Here is a 15102-nt window from a genome sequence, read left to right on the forward strand (position 1 = left end):
CGGACGGAGGCGCTGCTCTCGGCCGTGCCGCGAGGCGCGACCGCCGTCCGGGGACATCGGCGCCCGCCGCGCCCGCCCGCTTGCCGTCAGGCGGCGAGCGCGCGGCGGGTGCTGGGGTAGCAGCCCATGATCTCGTCCAGGCCGACGATCTGGATGACGCGCAGGACCGGTTCGATGGGGCCGGCCAGACGGAGCCAGCCGCCGGCGCGCTGGGCGGCGTGGTGGGCGGTGATGAAGGCGTTGATGCCGCTGGAGTCGATGAAGGTGACCGCGCTGAGGTTGATCACGGTGCGGGCCGCGGCCGTGCCGCGGGGGAAGAGGAGGGTGTCGCTGAGGTCGTCGACGGTGTGGTGGTCGATGGCGCCGTGCAGCGAGACGACGCTGATGTCTGCGGTGGCCGCGGTCTGTTCGGACGGCAGGGGACGGGGGCGGGCCCCGTGGTGGGGTGGCATGGCCGCCTTCGGTGAGCTGTCGGGGGTGGTGGGGCTAGTGCCCTGTTCGGGCGGGATTGGCGGACTCTTGTCGAGGATAGGCGGTATCTGTCCGTGGCGTCTGCCGATGCACCGGTTCCGGTCGGCCTGACGGGTGTCGGGCAGTCGGCCCGCGCCGGAGCCGAGCCCGGCCACCGACCGCTCACCGCCCCCGCTCCCCCGCCCGCCCCGCGCACCGCCGCCGTCGGTCCGCCCCGTTCCCGGCTCCGCGCCCCCGTCTGCGACGATCTTCTCGTGGACTACCCCAACGAGCAGGCCCCCGGCGCCCCCGTCCGCTCCGGTATCCCCGAGCACGGGCGCATTCCCAAGTACTACGCGGTGAAGGCACGGATCGCCGCGCTGCTGGAGGAGTTGGGGGAGGGCGGCGTCATCCCCACCGAGCGGGATCTCGCCGAGCGGTACGACGTGGCCCGCGAGACCGTGCGGCAGGCCGTGCGGGAGCTGGTGCTGGAGGGACGGCTGCGGCGCCGGGGCCGGGGCACGGTGGTGGCCGGGCCCAAGCTGACCCAGCCCTTGTCCCTCGCCAGCTACACCGAGGGCGTCCGCCGGCAGGGGCGCACTCCCGGCCGCGCCCTCGTCACCCTCGACCGGTTCCCGTGCCCGCAGGCGCTCGCCGCCGAGACGGGGCTCACGCGCGGCGAACCCGTCTGGCACCTGGAGCGGGTGCTGCTCGCCGACGACGAACGGGTCGGCCTGGAGAGCACGTACGTCGCCGTCGCGCGCGTGCCCCGGCTGGACGCCGACTTCGACCCGGACTCCTCCTTCTACGGCTACCTCGCCGCCCAGGGCATCTCGTTCGGCGACGCCGACGAGCGGATCGAGACCGTCCTGGCCACTCCCCGCGAGGCCCTGCTCATCGGCACCCCGCCCGCCCTGCCCATGCTGCTGATCCACCGGATCTCCCGGGACACCGGGGGCCGTCCGCTGGAGCGGGTGCGGTCGCTGTACCGCGGCGACCGGTTCTCCTTCACCGCCCACCTGAAGGGCTGAGGGAACCGGCCGCCGCCCACCGCCCGGTCACGCCGCCTCACACACCGTCTGTTCATCACAAAAAGATAACGGGTCTAGCCCAAACGTGATGGCTCGTTCACGCTCTCGTTGTCAGCCGGATGTCTCCGGTTCCCGGATCGCGAGGAGCGTTGCCGCCGTGAGAGTCACCGTCGTAGGAGCCGGCGTGGTGGGCACCATGCACGCCTGGCAAGCAGTGGAGCGCGGCCACCAGGTCGTCCAGATCGAGCGCGAGGCCGAGGCGCGCGGCGCCTCGCTGCGCAACTTCGGGCAGATCTGGGTCAGCGGGCGCGCCGGTGGGGAAGAGCTGGAAACCGCCCTGCGGGCGCGGGAGCTGTGGGAGGGGATCGGCGGCCGGGTGCCGGCGCTGGGCTTCCGCCCCAACGGCTCCCTCACCCCGGTCCGCGGCCCGCTCGAACTCGCCGTCGCCGAGGCGGCCGTGGCCCGTGCCGACGCCGCCGCCCGCGGCTACAAGCTGCTCACGCCGGGCGAGGCGCGGGCCCTGAACCCCGCCCTGCGCGGCGAGTTCACCGCCGCCCTGTACTGCGAGCGGGACGCGGCCGTGGAGCCCCGTACCGCCCAGCTCGCGCTGCGCCAGGAACTGCTGAAGTCACCGGACTACACCTTCCTGCCCGGCCGGGAGGTACGCGAGGTGACCGGCGCCGGCACCGTCCGCGACGACCACGGGGACGTGCACCACGCCGACACCGTCGTCCTGTGCACCGGCGCCTGGCTCGGCGGGCTCGTCCGCGAACTGGCCGGCCCGGACCTCCCCGTGCGCCGCGTCCGCCTCCAGATGATGCAGACCGATCCGCTCGGCGAGCCGCTGCCCACCTCCGTCGCCGACGCCGACAGCTTCCGCTACTACCCGGCGTACGCCTCCCCGGCGCTGGACGAGCTGAACGCCCGGCAGCCGCAGCCGCAGACCGCCGCCGCGCACAGGATGCAACTGCTCATGGTGCAGCGCGCCGACGGCGGCCTGACCATCGGCGACACCCACGCGTACGAGCATCCCTTCGCCTTCGACACCGTCGAGGAGCCCTACGAGCACCTCACCGGTGTCGTGGAGTCCCTCCTCGGCCGGCCGCTGCCGCGCATCCGGCACCGCTGGGCCGGTGTGTACGCGCAGTGCACCGACCCCGGCAGGGTCGTCCACCGGCAGCAGGTGCACGAGGGGGTGTGGCTGGTCACCGGGCCCGGCGGGCGCGGCATGACCTGCGCTCCCGCGATAGCCGAGACCACCGCGAACGAACTGGGCTGGTGAACACCTCCATGAAACCCGTGACCCCCGTCACCGCCGACATCCGTCTCGTCGTCCTCGACATGGCCGGCACCACCGTCGCCGACGGTGGTCTGGTCGAGCGCGCCTTCGCCGCCGCCGCGGCGGAGCTGGGCGTCGAGCCCGGCTCCGCCGAGCACGCCGAGCACCTGGCCTACGTCCGCGCCACCATGGGCGAGTCCAAGATCTCCGTCTTCCGCCACCTCTTCGGTGACGAGGACCGCGCCCGGCGCGCCAACACCGCCTTCGAGGAGGCGTACGGCGCCCTGGTCGACGACGGCCTGGTCGCCCCGGTCCCCGGAGCCCGCGAGGCCATCGAGGAACTGACCGCCGGCGGCCGTACCGTCGTCCTCACCACCGGCTTCGCCCGGGTCACCCAGGACGCCGTCCTGGACGCCCTCGGCTGGCGCGGCCTGGTGCCGCTCACCCTGTGCCCGGCCGACGCCGGCGGGCGCGGGCGGCCGTACCCGGACATGGTGCTGGAGGCGTTCGTCCGCACCAAGGCCGCCGAGGACGTACGGCAGGTCGCGGTGGCCGGCGACACGTCGTACGACGTGCTCAGCGGCGTACGCGCCGGGGCCGGGCTGGTCGCCGGCGTGCGCACCGGAGCCCACGGCGACGCGGAGTTCACCGCCGCCGGCGCCACCCATGTCCTCGACTCCGTCGCCGCCCTGCCCGGCCTGCTCGCCGGAGACCGCTGACATGGGCATCCGCTTCGACTCCGTCACGGTCGCCTACGACGGCAACGTCGTCCTCGATTCCCTCGACCTGACCGTCGAGCCCGGCGAGGTCATGGCGCTCCTCGGGCCGTCCGGATCCGGCAAGACCACCGCGCTGCGGGCCGTCGCCGGGTTCGCGCGGCCCGCGTCCGGGCGGGTGTACCTCGGCGGCGAGGACGTGACGGACCTGCCGCCGTACCGGCGGGGCATCGGCATGGTCGTCCAGAGCTACGCCCTCTTCCCCCACCTTCGCGTCGACGAGAACGTGGCCTTCGGGCTCAGGGCCCGCAGAACCCCCAAGGACGAGGTACGGCGACGGGTCGCCGAGGCGCTGGAACTGACCGGCATGGCCGGCTACGCCCGCCGGCACCCGCGCGAGCTGTCCGGCGGGCAGCAGCAGCGCGTCGCGATCGCCCGCGCCCTCGCCATCCGGCCACGGGTCCTGCTCCTGGACGAGCCGCTGTCCGCGCTGGACACCCGGCTGCGCTCCGGGATGCTCGCGGAACTCGCCCGGCTGCACCGCGAGTTGCCCGAGGTGTCGATGCTGTACGTCACCCACGACCAGGTCGAGGCGCTGACCCTGGCCGACCGGATCGCGGTGATGGACACGGCACGGCTGCGGGGGTGCGGGACGCCGAAGGAGCTGTACCGGGCACCCGCCGACGCGTTCACGGCCTCCTTCGTGGGCGGCGCGAACCTGGTCCCGGTGACCGTGACGGCCCAGGGCGCGTCCTTCGCGGGAACGGAGCTGGAGCTCGACACCGCCGGTGCCGTCGCGGGCGCCCGCGCCACGCTCTGCGTCCGGCCGCACCTGGTCGGGCTGGGCGAGGGACCCAACCGGCTCGTGGGCACCGTACGGGAGATCCAGTGGCGCGGCGCCACGCACCGGCTGTACGTCGAGGTCGACGGGCACACGGTGATGGCCGACGTACGCGAGCTCAAGGACCCGCCCGGGTACGGGGACCAGGTCACCCTGAGCTTCGAACCCGAGGACGCGGTACTGCTGCCCGCGGGAGTCGGCCATGGCTGAGGCCGTCGAGAATCCGCGGGTGGCTCGTGGCCGGCCGCGCAGTTCCCCGCGTCCCTCCGGGGCGCTCGCCTGGGCCCTCCCTCCCGTGGTCGCCCTCGCCCTGTTCTTCCTCTACCCCCTCGCCCTGGTCGTCCGCCAGTCCTTCCGGCCCGACACCGGCGGCACCTCCCTCCGGCCGTACGCCGACCTCTTCGCCTCCGAGGGGTTCCGGCACGCGCTGTGGACCACCGTGTGGCTGGCGCCGGCCTCGACCGCGGGCTGTCTGGTGCTGGGGTTCCTGCTGGCGCTGGTCATCGCGTTCGTGCCGTTCCCCGGGGCGAAGGCGGTGGCACGGTTCATCGACGTGTACCTGTCCTTCCCGTCCTTCCTCATCACGCTGGCGCTGCTGTTCGTCTACGGCGGCACGGGCATCGTCGGCTCCTTCCAGTTCCTCTCCACGCCCTGGGGCGTGCTGCTGGCCGAGGTCACCTACTTCACGCCGTTCGTGATGCGCCCGCTGCTCGCCGCGTTCGCGCAGCTCGACACCGCCCAGCTGGAGGCGGCCGGTTCGCTGGGAGCCCGGGCTCCCCGGATCGTCCGGCAGGTGATCCTGCCCGAGGCGCTGCCGGCGCTGGCGGCCGGCGGCAGCCTCGTCCTGGTGCTGTGCCTCAACGAGTTCGGGATCGTGCTGTTCACCGGCGCGAAGGGGGTCACCACCCTGCCGACGCTCGTCTACGGCAAGGCGATCCTGGAGTCCGACTACCCGGGCGCCTGCGCGGTCGCCGTCGTCAACGTCCTGATCTCCGTGGGCCTGTACGGCCTGTACCGGGTGGTGAGCCGTCGTGCTGGTGCATAGCCGCAAGGCCAGGTGGGCCGTGTGGGCGGTGTTCGTGGTGCTGTTCCTGCCGCTGTTCGCGCTGCCGCTGCTGGTCGTCCTGGGCGCCTCCGCCGCCACCCACTGGTCCGGCGCCCTGCCCTCCGGTCCGACCCTGGACCACTACCGCGCCGCCACCCGGGGCGAGGCCCTCCAGGCGCTGACCACCAGCCTGGTCACGGCCGTCGCCGCCAGCCTGCTGGCGCTGACCGCCGGCACCTGGGCCGCGCTGGCCGGGGCGGCCCTGGCGAAGCGCCACCGCCGCGTGCTGGACGCCCTGTTCGTGCTGCCGGTCGCCGTGCCGTCGGTGGTGGTGGGCCTCGCGGTACTGGTGGCGTTCTCCCAGCCGCCGCTGCTGCTCAACGGCACCCGGTGGATCGTGATCACCGCCCACACGGTGCTGGTGACCGCGTTCGCGCACCAGTCGGTGTCGGCCGCCCTCACCCGCCTGGACCCGGCCTGTGAACAGGCCGCCGCCTCCCTGGGCGCCCGGCCCGCCCGCGTCCTGTTCCGGGTGCGGCTGCCGCTGCTGCTGCCCTCGCTGACCGCCGCCGCCGGCCTCTGCTTCGCGCTGTCCATGGGCGAGCTGAGCGCCACGATGATGCTCTACCCGCCGGACTGGACGCCGCTGCCCGTCCTGGTCTACGCGGCCACCGACCGGGGCGCCCTGTTCACCGGGTCCGCCGCCGCCGTGGTCCTGATGGCCGCGACCCTGCTCGTCCTGTTCGCCGTCTCCCGGGTCCGCACCCGGGCGTCGTACCGCTGAACCCCGCACACTCCCCCGCCATCACGCCAGGAGTCCACCTCGCCATGCCCAGAAACCGCGTCCCGCTCGCCGTGGTCCTCGCCCTCCTCGCCGGGCCCGCGCTGTCCGCCTGCGGCGGCTCCTCCGCCGCCTCCGACACCCGGGCCGTCACCGTCTACAGCGCCGACGGCCTCAAGGGCGAGAACGGCGACGGCTGGTACGACCAGGTCTTCGAGGACTTCGAGAAGCAGACCGGCATCAAGGTCAGGTACGTCGAGGGCGGCTCCGGCGAGATGGTGCAGCGCGCCGTCCGCGAGCGCGGCAACCCGCAGGCCGACGTGCTGGTCACCCTCCCGCCGTTCATCCAGCAGGCCGCCGGCAGGGGCCTGCTCCAGAAGTACGCACCGTCCGGCGCCGATCAGGTCGCCGGCGCCGACAAGGCCCCCGACGGCACCTGGACGTCGGTCGTCAACAACTACTTCGGGTTCGTCTACAACAAGAAGGAGCTGAAGCAGCCCCCGAGGACCTGGGACGAACTGCTCGGCTCCCGCTACAAGAACAAGATCCAGTACTCCACCCCGGGCGTCGCCGGCGACGGAACGGCCGTACTGGTCAAGGCCATGCACGATTTCGGCGGCGAGGAGCAGGCCCTCGCCTATCTGAAGAAGCTCCAGGCCAACAACGTCGGCCCGTCCGCCTCCACCGGCAAGCTCGCCCCCAAGGTGGACAAGGGCGAACTCCTCGTCGCCAACGGCGACGTGCAGATGAACCACGCGCAGACCAGGACCATGCCCAACCTCGGCATCTGGTTCCCATCCGGCACCGACGGCAGGCCCACCACCTTCGCCCTGCCGTACGCGGCGGGCCTGGTCGCCAAGGCCCCGCACAGCGCCAACGGCAGGAAGCTGCTGGACTTCATGCTCGCCCGCGAGCAGCAGGAGGAGGTCAGCGCGATCGGCGGCGGCTTCCCCACCCGCCGGGACGTCAAGGCCACCGACGCCAACGCCACCGCCCTGACCCGGCTGATGGACGGCATCGAGGTCTTCGAGCCCGACTGGAACGACATCGACAAGAACCTCAGCGCGTACGTCGAGGACTGGAAGTCGGCGACCGGCAGCTGAACCTCCCAGGGTCCAGCCGCACACCACCCGCCGTCGTGGCGGGTCGCGCCCGCGCGGCGGAGCCCGGTGCCGGTCACGGCCCCGCGCCCCTCGCGGAGTCGCCCGCACCGCACCGCCCCTGGCACCACCAGGGGCGGTGGCATGACCGCTCCCCCTCCCCGCACGCCCACCCCGCTCCTTTCGGAGGTCTTTGTGCCCCGTCTCTCCCGTCGCTCCTTCCTCCTCTCCGCCACCGCAGCCGCGTCCGCCGGGCCGCTCGCCACCGTCGCCCAGGCCGCGACCCGTACCCCGAAGGTGCTGGTCATCGGCCTGGACGGCGCCCTGCTCAGCCGTATCAAGGACGCCGACGCACCGCACCTGCGCGAAGCGGGCGCCGGTTAAGGCGTTGTCCGCGGTCTTCGTCCACCTGGACAACATCGACCACGCCGGTCACACCTACGGCGCCGCCTCCCAGCAGTACCTGGACGCCATCCACGGCGCCGACGCCCAGGTCGGGCAGATCGTGGCCGCGGTCGAGGCCCGGCCGACGTACGCCGCCGAAGACTGGCTGATCATGGTCACCGCCGACCACGGCCACACCGACGCCGGCGGCCACGGCGGTTCCACCCTCCAGGAGCGGCAGACGTTCCTGATCGCCACCGGTCAGGCGCTCGTGCCCGGATCGGTCCGGTACGACGTGAAGATGCCGGACGTCGCCGCCTCCGCCCTCGTCCACCTCGGCATCCCCCTCGACCCCGCCTGGGGGCTGGACGGCCGCCCCGTCCAGCAACCCGGCCGGGACGACTTCGACGCCCTGCGCGGCACACTGGCGACCCGCGTGGACGAGACGGGCGTCCCGGCCGCCACCGTCGGGTTCACCCACACCCCGCCGCCCGGCTGGTCCGTCGACAACTCGGCGATGGGCGGCGGCGGGGTCGCCGAGTGGCGCGGCTGGTCCTTCACCACCGACGAGTTCTGGACCCAGGCACAGCGCCACCAGAACCGCGAGTGCAACATCCGCGCCCGCAACGTCTTCGCGGTCGCCGACGGCGACGAGTGGGCCGACAAGGCGTTCACCGGCACCTTCGACTCCACCCTGGTCAGCCCCGCCTACCCGGTCACCGGCGGCGGCACGGCCGTCCTGACGTACACCACCTACTACCGGCACGAGGCCTCGCAGAAGGGCGAGGTGCTCGTCTCCTACGACGGCGGCAGCCCGTTGAGCGTGCGGACGTACACCGGCGACGTGTCCTCGCGCACCGAGACCATCGCCCTCCAGGTGCCCCCGGGCGCCACCAGCGCCCGGGTCCGGTTCCGGTACACCGGCGGCAACAACTGGTACTGGGTGATCGACGGGGTCGGGATCGGCCGGCCCTGATCAGGCGGGGGCCCCGGTACGCCGTCTCGCGGAGCCGTTCAGGCGGCCGGCCGGGCCGGCCTGGCCGTCATCACGGCGCGGTGTACGGCGCGATGGCCGGCCTGCCGTGCGCCGGAGCCTGCGGGGCGGCGTGCGCGAGCCCCGGACCGGGAGCGTTCTGGGGTACGTGCAGGCGTATCACCTGTGCCAGGTGGTGGTGTATGCGGTCGGCTTCACCGCGCACCTGGGCGGGAACGTCGCCGCGTTCGGCGACGAGGCGGCTGTAGATGGGGGTCTCGTGGAACACGGCGGGGTCTGCTCTTTTCAGCTGGGTGCGGCGGGCGGCGGGCCGGGGTGGAGGCGGTGGGGGAACGGGCCACGCCCGACACATTATTGCGTGGCACTGACAACCGGATTGCGCGGCACTGACAACCGGCGGGGCGAAGAGAACCATACTGCCGGGTCGCCGCCACCCCGGCCCGCCGACTCCGCCATACCGCCCGCCACTCCGCCCTCAGCGGTTCGCACTCGCACCCGAACCGGAAGGCGCCTGAACCTAGAACGGCGTGGGGTTGGGCGCCGGGTGTGGCGCGGCGAGCGCGTCGAGCAGGCGGTGGGCGTCGACGGGGACGGGCAGGGCCCGGTCGGCGAGTTCGGCGGGGGTGCCGGGGTGGGTGGGGTTGACGCGTACGAGGCGCGCCCGGGGGAACCGGCGGGTGAGGTGTTCGCCGGGCCACCGGATGACCCCGGGGGTGCTGAATCCGGCGCCGAACTCCAGGACCAGCAGGCGTGTGTCGGCAGGCGCCGTGCCCAGCCAGTCCTGGAGGCGGCGGGCCGCGGGGACGTAGGGGGTGTCGACGAACCCGGGGCCGGTCCGGACGTTGATCTCGGCCTCTCCCCCGCAGTTCGGGCATCGGGGCAGGGCGTCGGGGTCGGTGACGGCTCCGGTGGCCGGGTCGTAGGCGGCGAGGAGCCGTGCGACGAGGGGCCGGCTGTCCCAGGTGGTGGGGGTGCAGGGGGTGGCGCACTGGTAGCGGCCGTAGTCGCCCTGCGGGGTGAAGATCCGGTCGGGGGCGAACCCGCTCCGGGCGAAGAGGCCGTCCACGTTGGACGTCATCACCCAGTGGTCTTTGTCGCCGACGAGGGCGCGCAGCCGTCGGTAGAGGGGGTTGGGGGCGTCGGAGAAGCGGATGTCATCGATGTGGACGGCCCAGTAGCCCCACAGCAGAGCGGGTGGCAGGGGGACGCCGACCATGTAGCGGGAGCGCAGGCCGGCGCGGTGCAGGGCCGGGAAGAGCTCGCGGAAGCGGTCCTCGTCGCCGTAGTCGTATCCGGCGGCGGCGCTCAGGCCGGCGCCGGCGGTGACCAGGACGCGGTCGGCCTCGGTGAGCCAGGCGCGTATCGTGCCGGCGGCGGCGCTCAGGTCGAAGGCGGGGCGGTTCATCGGGGCGGGGTTCCTCCGGTCAGTGCGCGGGTGTAGGCGGCGTGGTCGTCGTCCGCGTACACGACGAAGACCACGCGGTCCAGCCGCCCGGGGCGGTGGTCGAGCCAGTCGGCCACGGTGGCCAGGGCCGTACGGGCGGCGGGCGTCCTGGGGTAGCCGAAGACGCCGGTGCTGATGCCGCAGAACGCGACGGTGCGCAGGCCGTCGATGTCGGCGGCGAGGTCGAGGCAGGAGCGGTACGAGGCCGCCAGCGCTTGCTCGTGGCCCTTGTGCGGGGGGCCGTCGACGATGGGGCCGACGGTGTGGAGGACGTAGCGGGCGGGCAGGTGGTAACCGCGGGTGATCTTGGCGGTGCCGGTCGGTTCCGGGTGTCGCTGCCGGGTCATGATCGTGTGACAGTCGGCGCGCAGGCGGGGGCCGGCCGCGCTGTGGATGGCGTTGTCGACACACGGGTGCATCGGGGCGAAGCAGCCGAGCAGGGCGCTGTTGGCGGCGTTCACGATGGCGTCCGCCCGCAGGGTGGTGATGTCGCCCTGCCACAGCGCCGTACGGTCGGCGGCCCGGTACGCGGTGTGGGGATGCGTGTCGCGCAGGGTGGGCAGCGAGGCGGCGTCGACGCTCGGGCGCGCCAGGCGTTCGCCGGCCAGGAGCGCGTCCAGCACGCGGGCGGTCCCGGCGGGCAGGGGCTCGGGCTCCCGGACGGTCAGCACGGCGCGCAGCAGCCGCCGGGCGGCGGGGTCGTCGAGCCGGTCCGCGCAGCCGGGTCGCAGCCCGGCCCGTCGCGCCGCCGGGTCGTCGGCCAGCAGGTCGAGCGCCTCGCGGACCAGGGCGGCGGGCCGGGCGGCCGGGTCCCGGCCGGTGGTGGAGCGGAACGGCTCTTCCAGGTCGATGGCGGCGCGGTAGGCGGCCAGCGGCAGTACGGTCGCGTACACGGTTCCTCCGGGCTGTGGGCGCGTTGCGGGGTCGGGGGGACGGGCCTGCCGAACAGCGCACCGCCGTGCCCTCGCCCGCGGGCTGGTGGGGGCACGGCGGTGTGTCGGCGCCTTCAGCCGGGTTCGGGGGTTCCGGTGCGCGGTTCGGCGGCGCGGCGGTAGCCCGCCAGGCGGGTTGCCTCGTCGCGCGGCGCCGATCCGGTGTCAGAACAGGCCGTTGGAGTGCGGGAGGTCGGCGGGCACGGGCGCGATGACGTCCCAGTGCTCGACGATCCTGCCGTCCTGGACGCGGAAGAGGTCGTAGTAGGCGACGGGGACGCCGAACTCGCCCTCGGACTGGAGCAGGACGAAGTCGCCCTCGGCGATGGCCTTGTGGACGGTCTTGTAGACGAGGTTCTTGCCGTGCTCGGCCCACTTCGCGGCAGCGGCGCCGAAGCCGTCGAGGCCGTCGGCCGCTTCCGGGTTGTGCTGGTGGTAGGTCTCGGTCGAGATGTAGTCGGTCAGTACCGAGTAGTCGGCGCCCTTGAGGACCTTCTCCGCGAACTCAAGGACCAGGGCGCGGTTGGCCTCGGTCCTGTCCAGGTCGGCCGGCTCGGTGGGACCGTCGGTCTGGGAGCGGCCGGAGGCGGTGTTCTCGACCAGCGGGGTCAGGGCGTCCCAGTGCTCGGCGAGCTTGCCGTCGGCGTCGACGCGGAAGACGTCGAAGGCGACCAGCGGGTCGGGGCCGAAGCCGTGGTAGGTGCCGTGCAGGGCGACCAGGTCGCCGTCGGCGATCACCCGGGCGCCCTCGTAACGGAAGCCCTCCGGCAGGCCGGCGACCAGCTCGCGCAGGGCCTCGGGGCCGTCGGCGGCCAGGGCGCTGTGCTGGCGGTAGTCGGCGGCGACCCAGCGGTCCACCGCGCTGGGGTCCTTCTTCCCGAACAGCTCGCCGGCGGCGGTCAGGACGGTGTTCTTGGCGTTGCTCATGACGGTTCTCCCTGCGGGGGCAGATCGTGAGGGGGTGAGGGGCTTGGAAGGTGGTGGCCAGGCGCTGGCCGAGTACGGCGGTCAGCGAGGCGGCGGTGGAGGCCGCGGCGCCCATCTGGCGGGCGCCGTGTGCGGTGTGCGGTGTGCGGTGTGCGGTGTGCGGTGTGCGGTGTGCGGTGTGCGGCAGCAGCGTCGGACAGGGGGTGACGCCGGGCGACGCAGCTCGTGGGAGTCGGCGTGTGCCTTCACCCGGCGGGCCGGTGACGCGGATGCCGTGGTCACGGCGTACGCCTCCCCGCCGAGCTCATCGGCTACGGCTACGTCCTGGTGGACGGCGGCGCCGGACAGGCCGCGGCCGTCGACGAACCACACCCGCTGCACAGCCTCGGCCGCGTCCGGTTCGCTGATGCCGGGCGACTCGCGCGGCGCGACCGCACGGGCACAGCCCGCGCCGAAGACGACCCCGGCCGAGGCCGTCAGTAGGACGCGCTCCACCGAAGGCACCCCCCTCCCCTCTTACCACTTTCCGACAACGAATCAGCTCGGACGAGCTGACATCTCCAAGTTAGTGCTGCCGAACAGCCGTAATCAGATACGCTGGCGACTCGCTATGGTCAAAATCCGACACGCTGCCGAGCGTGACATCCCGGAGGTCTCCTTCGCCGCGCCCGCCGGCACCCCGGCCGGCGTCGAAGTGCTGTCCCTCGCCGACCTGCGCCTCCGGGTCCCCGCCGAGCGGCTCACGGCCCCTCAGCGGCCGGACTTCCACCACCTGATCACCCTCACCGGCGGGGCCCTTCGGCACACGGTCGACTTCACCGCTCACGCCCTCGAACCCGGCTCATGGCTCTGGGTCCGCCCCGGCCAGGTCCAGCAGTGGGGCGACCTCACCCACGCCGAGGGGACCCTGATCCTGTTCCGCCAGGACTTCCTCGACCCCGCGACCACCGCCGGCGCCCGCATAGAAGACCCGCACGCGCCGGTCCTGCGCCGCCCCCTGCCCCATGACGCCGCAGCCCTGCGGCTGGCCGCCGACCACCTCACCGCCGAGTTCCACGCGCTCGGGCACCTGCCGCTGGAGGTCCACACCGCGGCCCTGCGCCATCTGCTCGCCGTGCTCGTCCTGCGCCTGGCCCACCTCACCGCCCCCGTCGGCAGCCCCGCGCCCGAACCCGACGCCACCTACCTGGACTTCCGCGACGCCGTGGAAAGCCGGTTCGCCCGCACCCGCCGGGTTGAGGACTACGCCGAGGCCCTCGGCTACTCGGCCCGTACCCTCTCCCGCGCCACCCTCGCCTCCGCCGGCCTCGGAGCCAAGGAGTTCATCGACCGCCGCGTCATCCTGGAGGCCAAGCGCCTCCTGGCCCACAGTGACCTGACAGCCGCCCGCATCGCGACCCGCCTCGGCTTCTCCAGCGCGACCCACTTCAGCAAGTACTTCCACCAGCGCACCGGGCAGAGCCCCATCGCCTTCCGCGACACGGTCCGCGGGCACACCGCGAAGTGAATCGAACGTGCCGTCCGCCTCGCACCCGCGGGAACGACACGGCGGCAACGGCGGCGACGGCCGTCTAGGGCACGTCGTCGTCGTCGAAGAGCGCGAGCATCCGGGTCAGGACGTGCACGCACGCATCCACGTCGGCGCCGGTGAGGTTGCCGCCCACCTGTCGCAAGGCCGCGTGTTCGCGGGCGCGCACGGCGGTGATGGCCGCCATGCCGTCGGCGGTCAGCCGGATCAGTGAGGACCGTTGGTGGGCGGGGTTGGGGATGACCTCGACCAGGTGCTGCGCGGCGGCGTCGTTGACCATGCGCTGCACGAACTGCCGGCTGAGTGTCTGGGCGCGGCCGAGTTGAGGGACGGTCATGGGTCCGTGTCGGCGCAGCAGATCCAGGACGGCGCGCACGCCGACGGACAGCCCCTCGATCGGTTCGGCCTGTTCCACCTTGCGGTGCACCCGCCGGTACAGCGGCCCCACCAGGGCGAACACCTCCGTCAGTCGGTCGGCGAGCTCGTCGGGCGGCAGGGGGGTGTCGGTACCTGTCATGTCCCAAGAATGACACCTCGGTTGCCAACCTTCGCCGATGATGACACCTTGGTTGTCATGCCTGCCTTCGCCGAGCACTCCGAGACGCATTCGTTCACGACCTCCGACGGCTCCCTCGCCTATCGCGACACCGGCGAGGGGCAGCCGCTGGTGCTGCTCCACGCCGGGTTCTTCGACCACGGCATGTGGGACGACCAGATAAGGGCATTCGCCCCGCACTACCGGGTCATCGCACCGGACGCCCGCGGGCACGGCGCCTCCTCGAACGCGACCCGGCCGTTCCGTCCGGCCGACGACCTGGCCGCGCTGCTGCGCCGTCTCGATGTCGGGCCGGCGGTGCTCGTCGGGGTCTCGATGGGCGGGGGTACCGCGGTCGACGCCGCGCTTGAGCATCCCGAACTGGTGCGCGCCGTGGTCGTCAGCGGCGTGGGGACCAGCGAACCGTACTTCGAGGATCCCTGGAGCCTGGAGGTCCTCGGCGAGCAGAACCGCGCACTGGCGGCCGGCGACATCGAGGGCTGGCTGGACGGGCACGTGCGCTTCGCGGCAGGCCCGCACCGCTCGCCCGCCGATGTCGATGCCGACCTCGCGCACCGCCTGCGCGCGATGGCGTCCCGGACGATCTCCAAGCACACGGCCGGCGAACCGGACTACCGCGTACCGGTTCCGCAGACCTGGCGGCGTGCGGCGTCCATCGACGTTCCCGTCCTGGCGATAAACGGCGCCCTCGACGTGAGCGACCACCTGGCGATGGCCGAGCGTCTGGTCCACGCGGTACCGGATGGCCGCGCGGTGTCCGTGGAGAACACCGCGCACTTCCCCAACATGGAGCGACCGGCCGAGTTCAACGCCGTCTTGGCCGACTTCCTCGAAACGGCGTTGTGACCCGGTACGGCGAGCTGGCTAGCTGTATTGCCCTGTGAGGTTGGGGACGCGGCTGGCGGGTGGTTGGCCCTTGAGTGCGGTGTGTCCGCGGTGGTGATTGTAGGTGTGCAGCCAGCGGGGAAAGGCGTCGCGTCGTTCCTGTTCTGATCGGTAGGGGCGGGCGTAGGCCCACTCCTCCAGCAGGGTGCGGTTGAAGCGTTCGACCTTGCCGTTCGTCTGGGGCCGGTAGGGCCGGGTGCGCTTGTGGT

18 protein-coding genes are annotated in these 15102 nt (G+C 73.1%); 11 read left to right on the plus strand and 7 right to left on the minus strand.

The genetic code is table 11. The annotated features are described in order from the left end of the window. Positions 1-86: 86 nt before the first annotated feature. Positions 87-452, minus strand: coding sequence for an STAS domain-containing protein (locus AQJ11_RS36310; protein ID WP_059266117.1), 366 nt, complete (start codon positions 450-452; stop codon positions 87-89). A 273-nt stretch (positions 453-725) separates the two neighbouring features. On the opposite strand from AQJ11_RS36310, the gene AQJ11_RS36315 reads away from it, so the two are divergent. From AQJ11_RS36315 to AQJ11_RS36355, 9 genes are all read left to right on the plus strand, one after another. Next, on the plus strand, positions 726-1481 hold the full coding sequence (locus AQJ11_RS36315; RefSeq protein WP_058085057.1) for a GntR family transcriptional regulator: 756 nt from the start codon (positions 726-728) through the stop codon (positions 1479-1481). 157 nt (positions 1482-1638) lie between these two features. Continuing rightward, positions 1639-2763: a TIGR03364 family FAD-dependent oxidoreductase gene (locus AQJ11_RS36320; protein ID WP_041664805.1), complete on the plus strand. Its 1125-nt coding sequence runs from the start codon at positions 1639-1641 to the stop codon at positions 2761-2763. Positions 2764-2771: 8 nt separating this feature from the next. Then, positions 2772-3479 (plus strand): phosphonatase-like hydrolase, encoded by a 708-nt coding sequence (locus AQJ11_RS36325; protein ID WP_208616700.1) that lies wholly within the window; start codon positions 2772-2774, stop codon positions 3477-3479. A gap of 1 nt (position 3480) precedes the next feature. Next, positions 3481-4527: an ABC transporter ATP-binding protein gene (locus tag AQJ11_RS36330; RefSeq protein ID WP_059266119.1), complete on the plus strand. Its 1047-nt coding sequence runs from the start codon at positions 3481-3483 to the stop codon at positions 4525-4527. Next, the gene (locus AQJ11_RS36335; RefSeq protein WP_079082563.1) at positions 4520-5362 is read left to right on the plus strand and encodes a 2-aminoethylphosphonate ABC transporter permease subunit; all 843 of its coding nucleotides are present in this window, start codon (positions 4520-4522) and stop codon (positions 5360-5362) included. Before AQJ11_RS36330 ends, AQJ11_RS36335 begins: the two co-directional genes overlap by 8 nt. Beyond that, positions 5349-6146, plus strand: coding sequence for an ABC transporter permease (locus AQJ11_RS36340; RefSeq protein WP_058085055.1), 798 nt, complete (start codon positions 5349-5351; stop codon positions 6144-6146). The genes AQJ11_RS36335 and AQJ11_RS36340 overlap by 14 nt, the downstream gene beginning before the upstream one ends. A gap of 44 nt (positions 6147-6190) precedes the next feature. Then, complete coding sequence (locus tag AQJ11_RS36345; RefSeq protein WP_059266120.1) at positions 6191-7246, plus strand: 2-aminoethylphosphonate ABC transporter substrate-binding protein; 1056 nt, start codon at positions 6191-6193, stop codon at positions 7244-7246. Between the two features lie 192 nt (positions 7247-7438). Then, positions 7439-7627: a hypothetical protein gene (locus AQJ11_RS36350; protein WP_059266121.1), complete on the plus strand. Its 189-nt coding sequence runs from the start codon at positions 7439-7441 to the stop codon at positions 7625-7627. Between the two features lie 4 nt (positions 7628-7631). Next, entirely contained in the window at positions 7632-8603 is a 972-nt protein-coding gene (locus AQJ11_RS36355) for an alkaline phosphatase family protein (protein WP_059266122.1), read from the plus strand. Between the two features lie 70 nt (positions 8604-8673). Here AQJ11_RS36355 and AQJ11_RS36360 read toward each other — a convergent pair whose 3' ends face one another. The 4 genes from AQJ11_RS36360 to AQJ11_RS36375 all read right to left on the minus strand — a co-directional run bounded on the left by AQJ11_RS36360 (position 8674) and on the right by AQJ11_RS36375 (position 11924). Then, complete coding sequence (locus AQJ11_RS36360) at positions 8674-8889, minus strand: hypothetical protein (protein ID WP_058085053.1); 216 nt, start codon at positions 8887-8889, stop codon at positions 8674-8676. 249 nt (positions 8890-9138) lie between these two features. After that, positions 9139-10026, minus strand: a complete 888-nt coding sequence (locus AQJ11_RS36365) for an SIR2 family NAD-dependent protein deacylase (protein WP_059266123.1) — start codon at positions 10024-10026, stop codon at positions 9139-9141. Next, the gene (locus AQJ11_RS36370; protein ID WP_059266124.1) at positions 10023-10958 is read right to left on the minus strand and encodes a protein-ADP-ribose hydrolase; all 936 of its coding nucleotides are present in this window, start codon (positions 10956-10958) and stop codon (positions 10023-10025) included. Before AQJ11_RS36370 ends, AQJ11_RS36365 begins: the two co-directional genes overlap by 4 nt. 204 nt (positions 10959-11162) lie before the next feature. Continuing rightward, positions 11163-11924, minus strand: a complete 762-nt coding sequence (locus AQJ11_RS36375) for a nuclear transport factor 2 family protein (protein ID WP_059266125.1) — start codon at positions 11922-11924, stop codon at positions 11163-11165. Between the two features lie 610 nt (positions 11925-12534). On the opposite strand from AQJ11_RS36375, the gene AQJ11_RS36385 reads away from it, so the two are divergent. After that, positions 12535-13431 carry a helix-turn-helix transcriptional regulator gene (locus AQJ11_RS36385; RefSeq protein WP_059266127.1) on the plus strand — a complete coding sequence of 299 codons (897 nt, stop codon included), beginning with the start codon at positions 12535-12537 and terminating at the stop codon, positions 13429-13431. 64 nt (positions 13432-13495) lie between these two features. Here the strand turns inward: AQJ11_RS36385 and AQJ11_RS36390 are convergent, their stop codons facing one another. Further along, positions 13496-13969, minus strand: coding sequence for a MarR family winged helix-turn-helix transcriptional regulator (locus AQJ11_RS36390; protein ID WP_059266128.1), 474 nt, complete (start codon positions 13967-13969; stop codon positions 13496-13498). 57 nt (positions 13970-14026) lie between these two features. Here AQJ11_RS36390 and AQJ11_RS36395 point away from each other — a divergent pair, with 57 nt between their 5' ends. Continuing rightward, complete coding sequence (locus tag AQJ11_RS36395) at positions 14027-14854, plus strand: alpha/beta fold hydrolase (protein WP_059266129.1); 828 nt, start codon at positions 14027-14029, stop codon at positions 14852-14854. Between the two features lie 18 nt (positions 14855-14872). Here AQJ11_RS36395 and AQJ11_RS36400 read toward each other — a convergent pair. Beyond that, positions 14873-15102: integrase core domain-containing protein (locus tag AQJ11_RS36400; RefSeq protein WP_159061743.1), on the minus strand; the 230-nt coding region annotated here is incomplete at its 5' end.

Origin of the sequence: Streptomyces corchorusii, from assembly GCF_001514055.1 — a bacterium.
GTDB classification, from domain to species: domain Bacteria; phylum Actinomycetota; class Actinomycetes; order Streptomycetales; family Streptomycetaceae; genus Streptomyces; species Streptomyces olivaceoviridis.

What these genes read in the sequence shown, in the direction of transcription:
- AQJ11_RS36310 (WP_059266117.1), bottom strand. Translation starts at nt 452, where the DNA reads ATGCCACCCCACCACGGGGCCCGCCCCCGTCCCCTGCCGTCCGAACAG.
- AQJ11_RS36325 (WP_208616700.1), top strand. Translation starts at nt 2,772, where the DNA reads ATGAAACCCGTGACCCCCGTCACCGCCGACATCCGTCTCGTCGTCCTC.
- AQJ11_RS36330 (WP_059266119.1), top strand. Translation starts at nt 3,481, where the DNA reads ATGGGCATCCGCTTCGACTCCGTCACGGTCGCCTACGACGGCAACGTC.
- AQJ11_RS36335 (WP_079082563.1), top strand. Translation starts at nt 4,520, where the DNA reads ATGGCTGAGGCCGTCGAGAATCCGCGGGTGGCTCGTGGCCGGCCGCGC.
- AQJ11_RS36345 (WP_059266120.1), top strand. Translation starts at nt 6,191, where the DNA reads ATGCCCAGAAACCGCGTCCCGCTCGCCGTGGTCCTCGCCCTCCTCGCC.
- AQJ11_RS36365 (WP_059266123.1), bottom strand. Translation starts at nt 10,026, where the DNA reads ATGAACCGCCCCGCCTTCGACCTGAGCGCCGCCGCCGGCACGATACGC.
- AQJ11_RS36375 (WP_059266125.1), bottom strand. Translation starts at nt 11,924, where the DNA reads ATGAGCAACGCCAAGAACACCGTCCTGACCGCCGCCGGCGAGCTGTTC.
- AQJ11_RS36385 (WP_059266127.1), top strand. Translation starts at nt 12,535, where the DNA reads ATGGTCAAAATCCGACACGCTGCCGAGCGTGACATCCCGGAGGTCTCC.
- AQJ11_RS36390 (WP_059266128.1), bottom strand. Translation starts at nt 13,969, where the DNA reads ATGACAGGTACCGACACCCCCCTGCCGCCCGACGAGCTCGCCGACCGA.
- AQJ11_RS36395 (WP_059266129.1), top strand. Translation starts at nt 14,027, where the DNA reads ATGCCTGCCTTCGCCGAGCACTCCGAGACGCATTCGTTCACGACCTCC.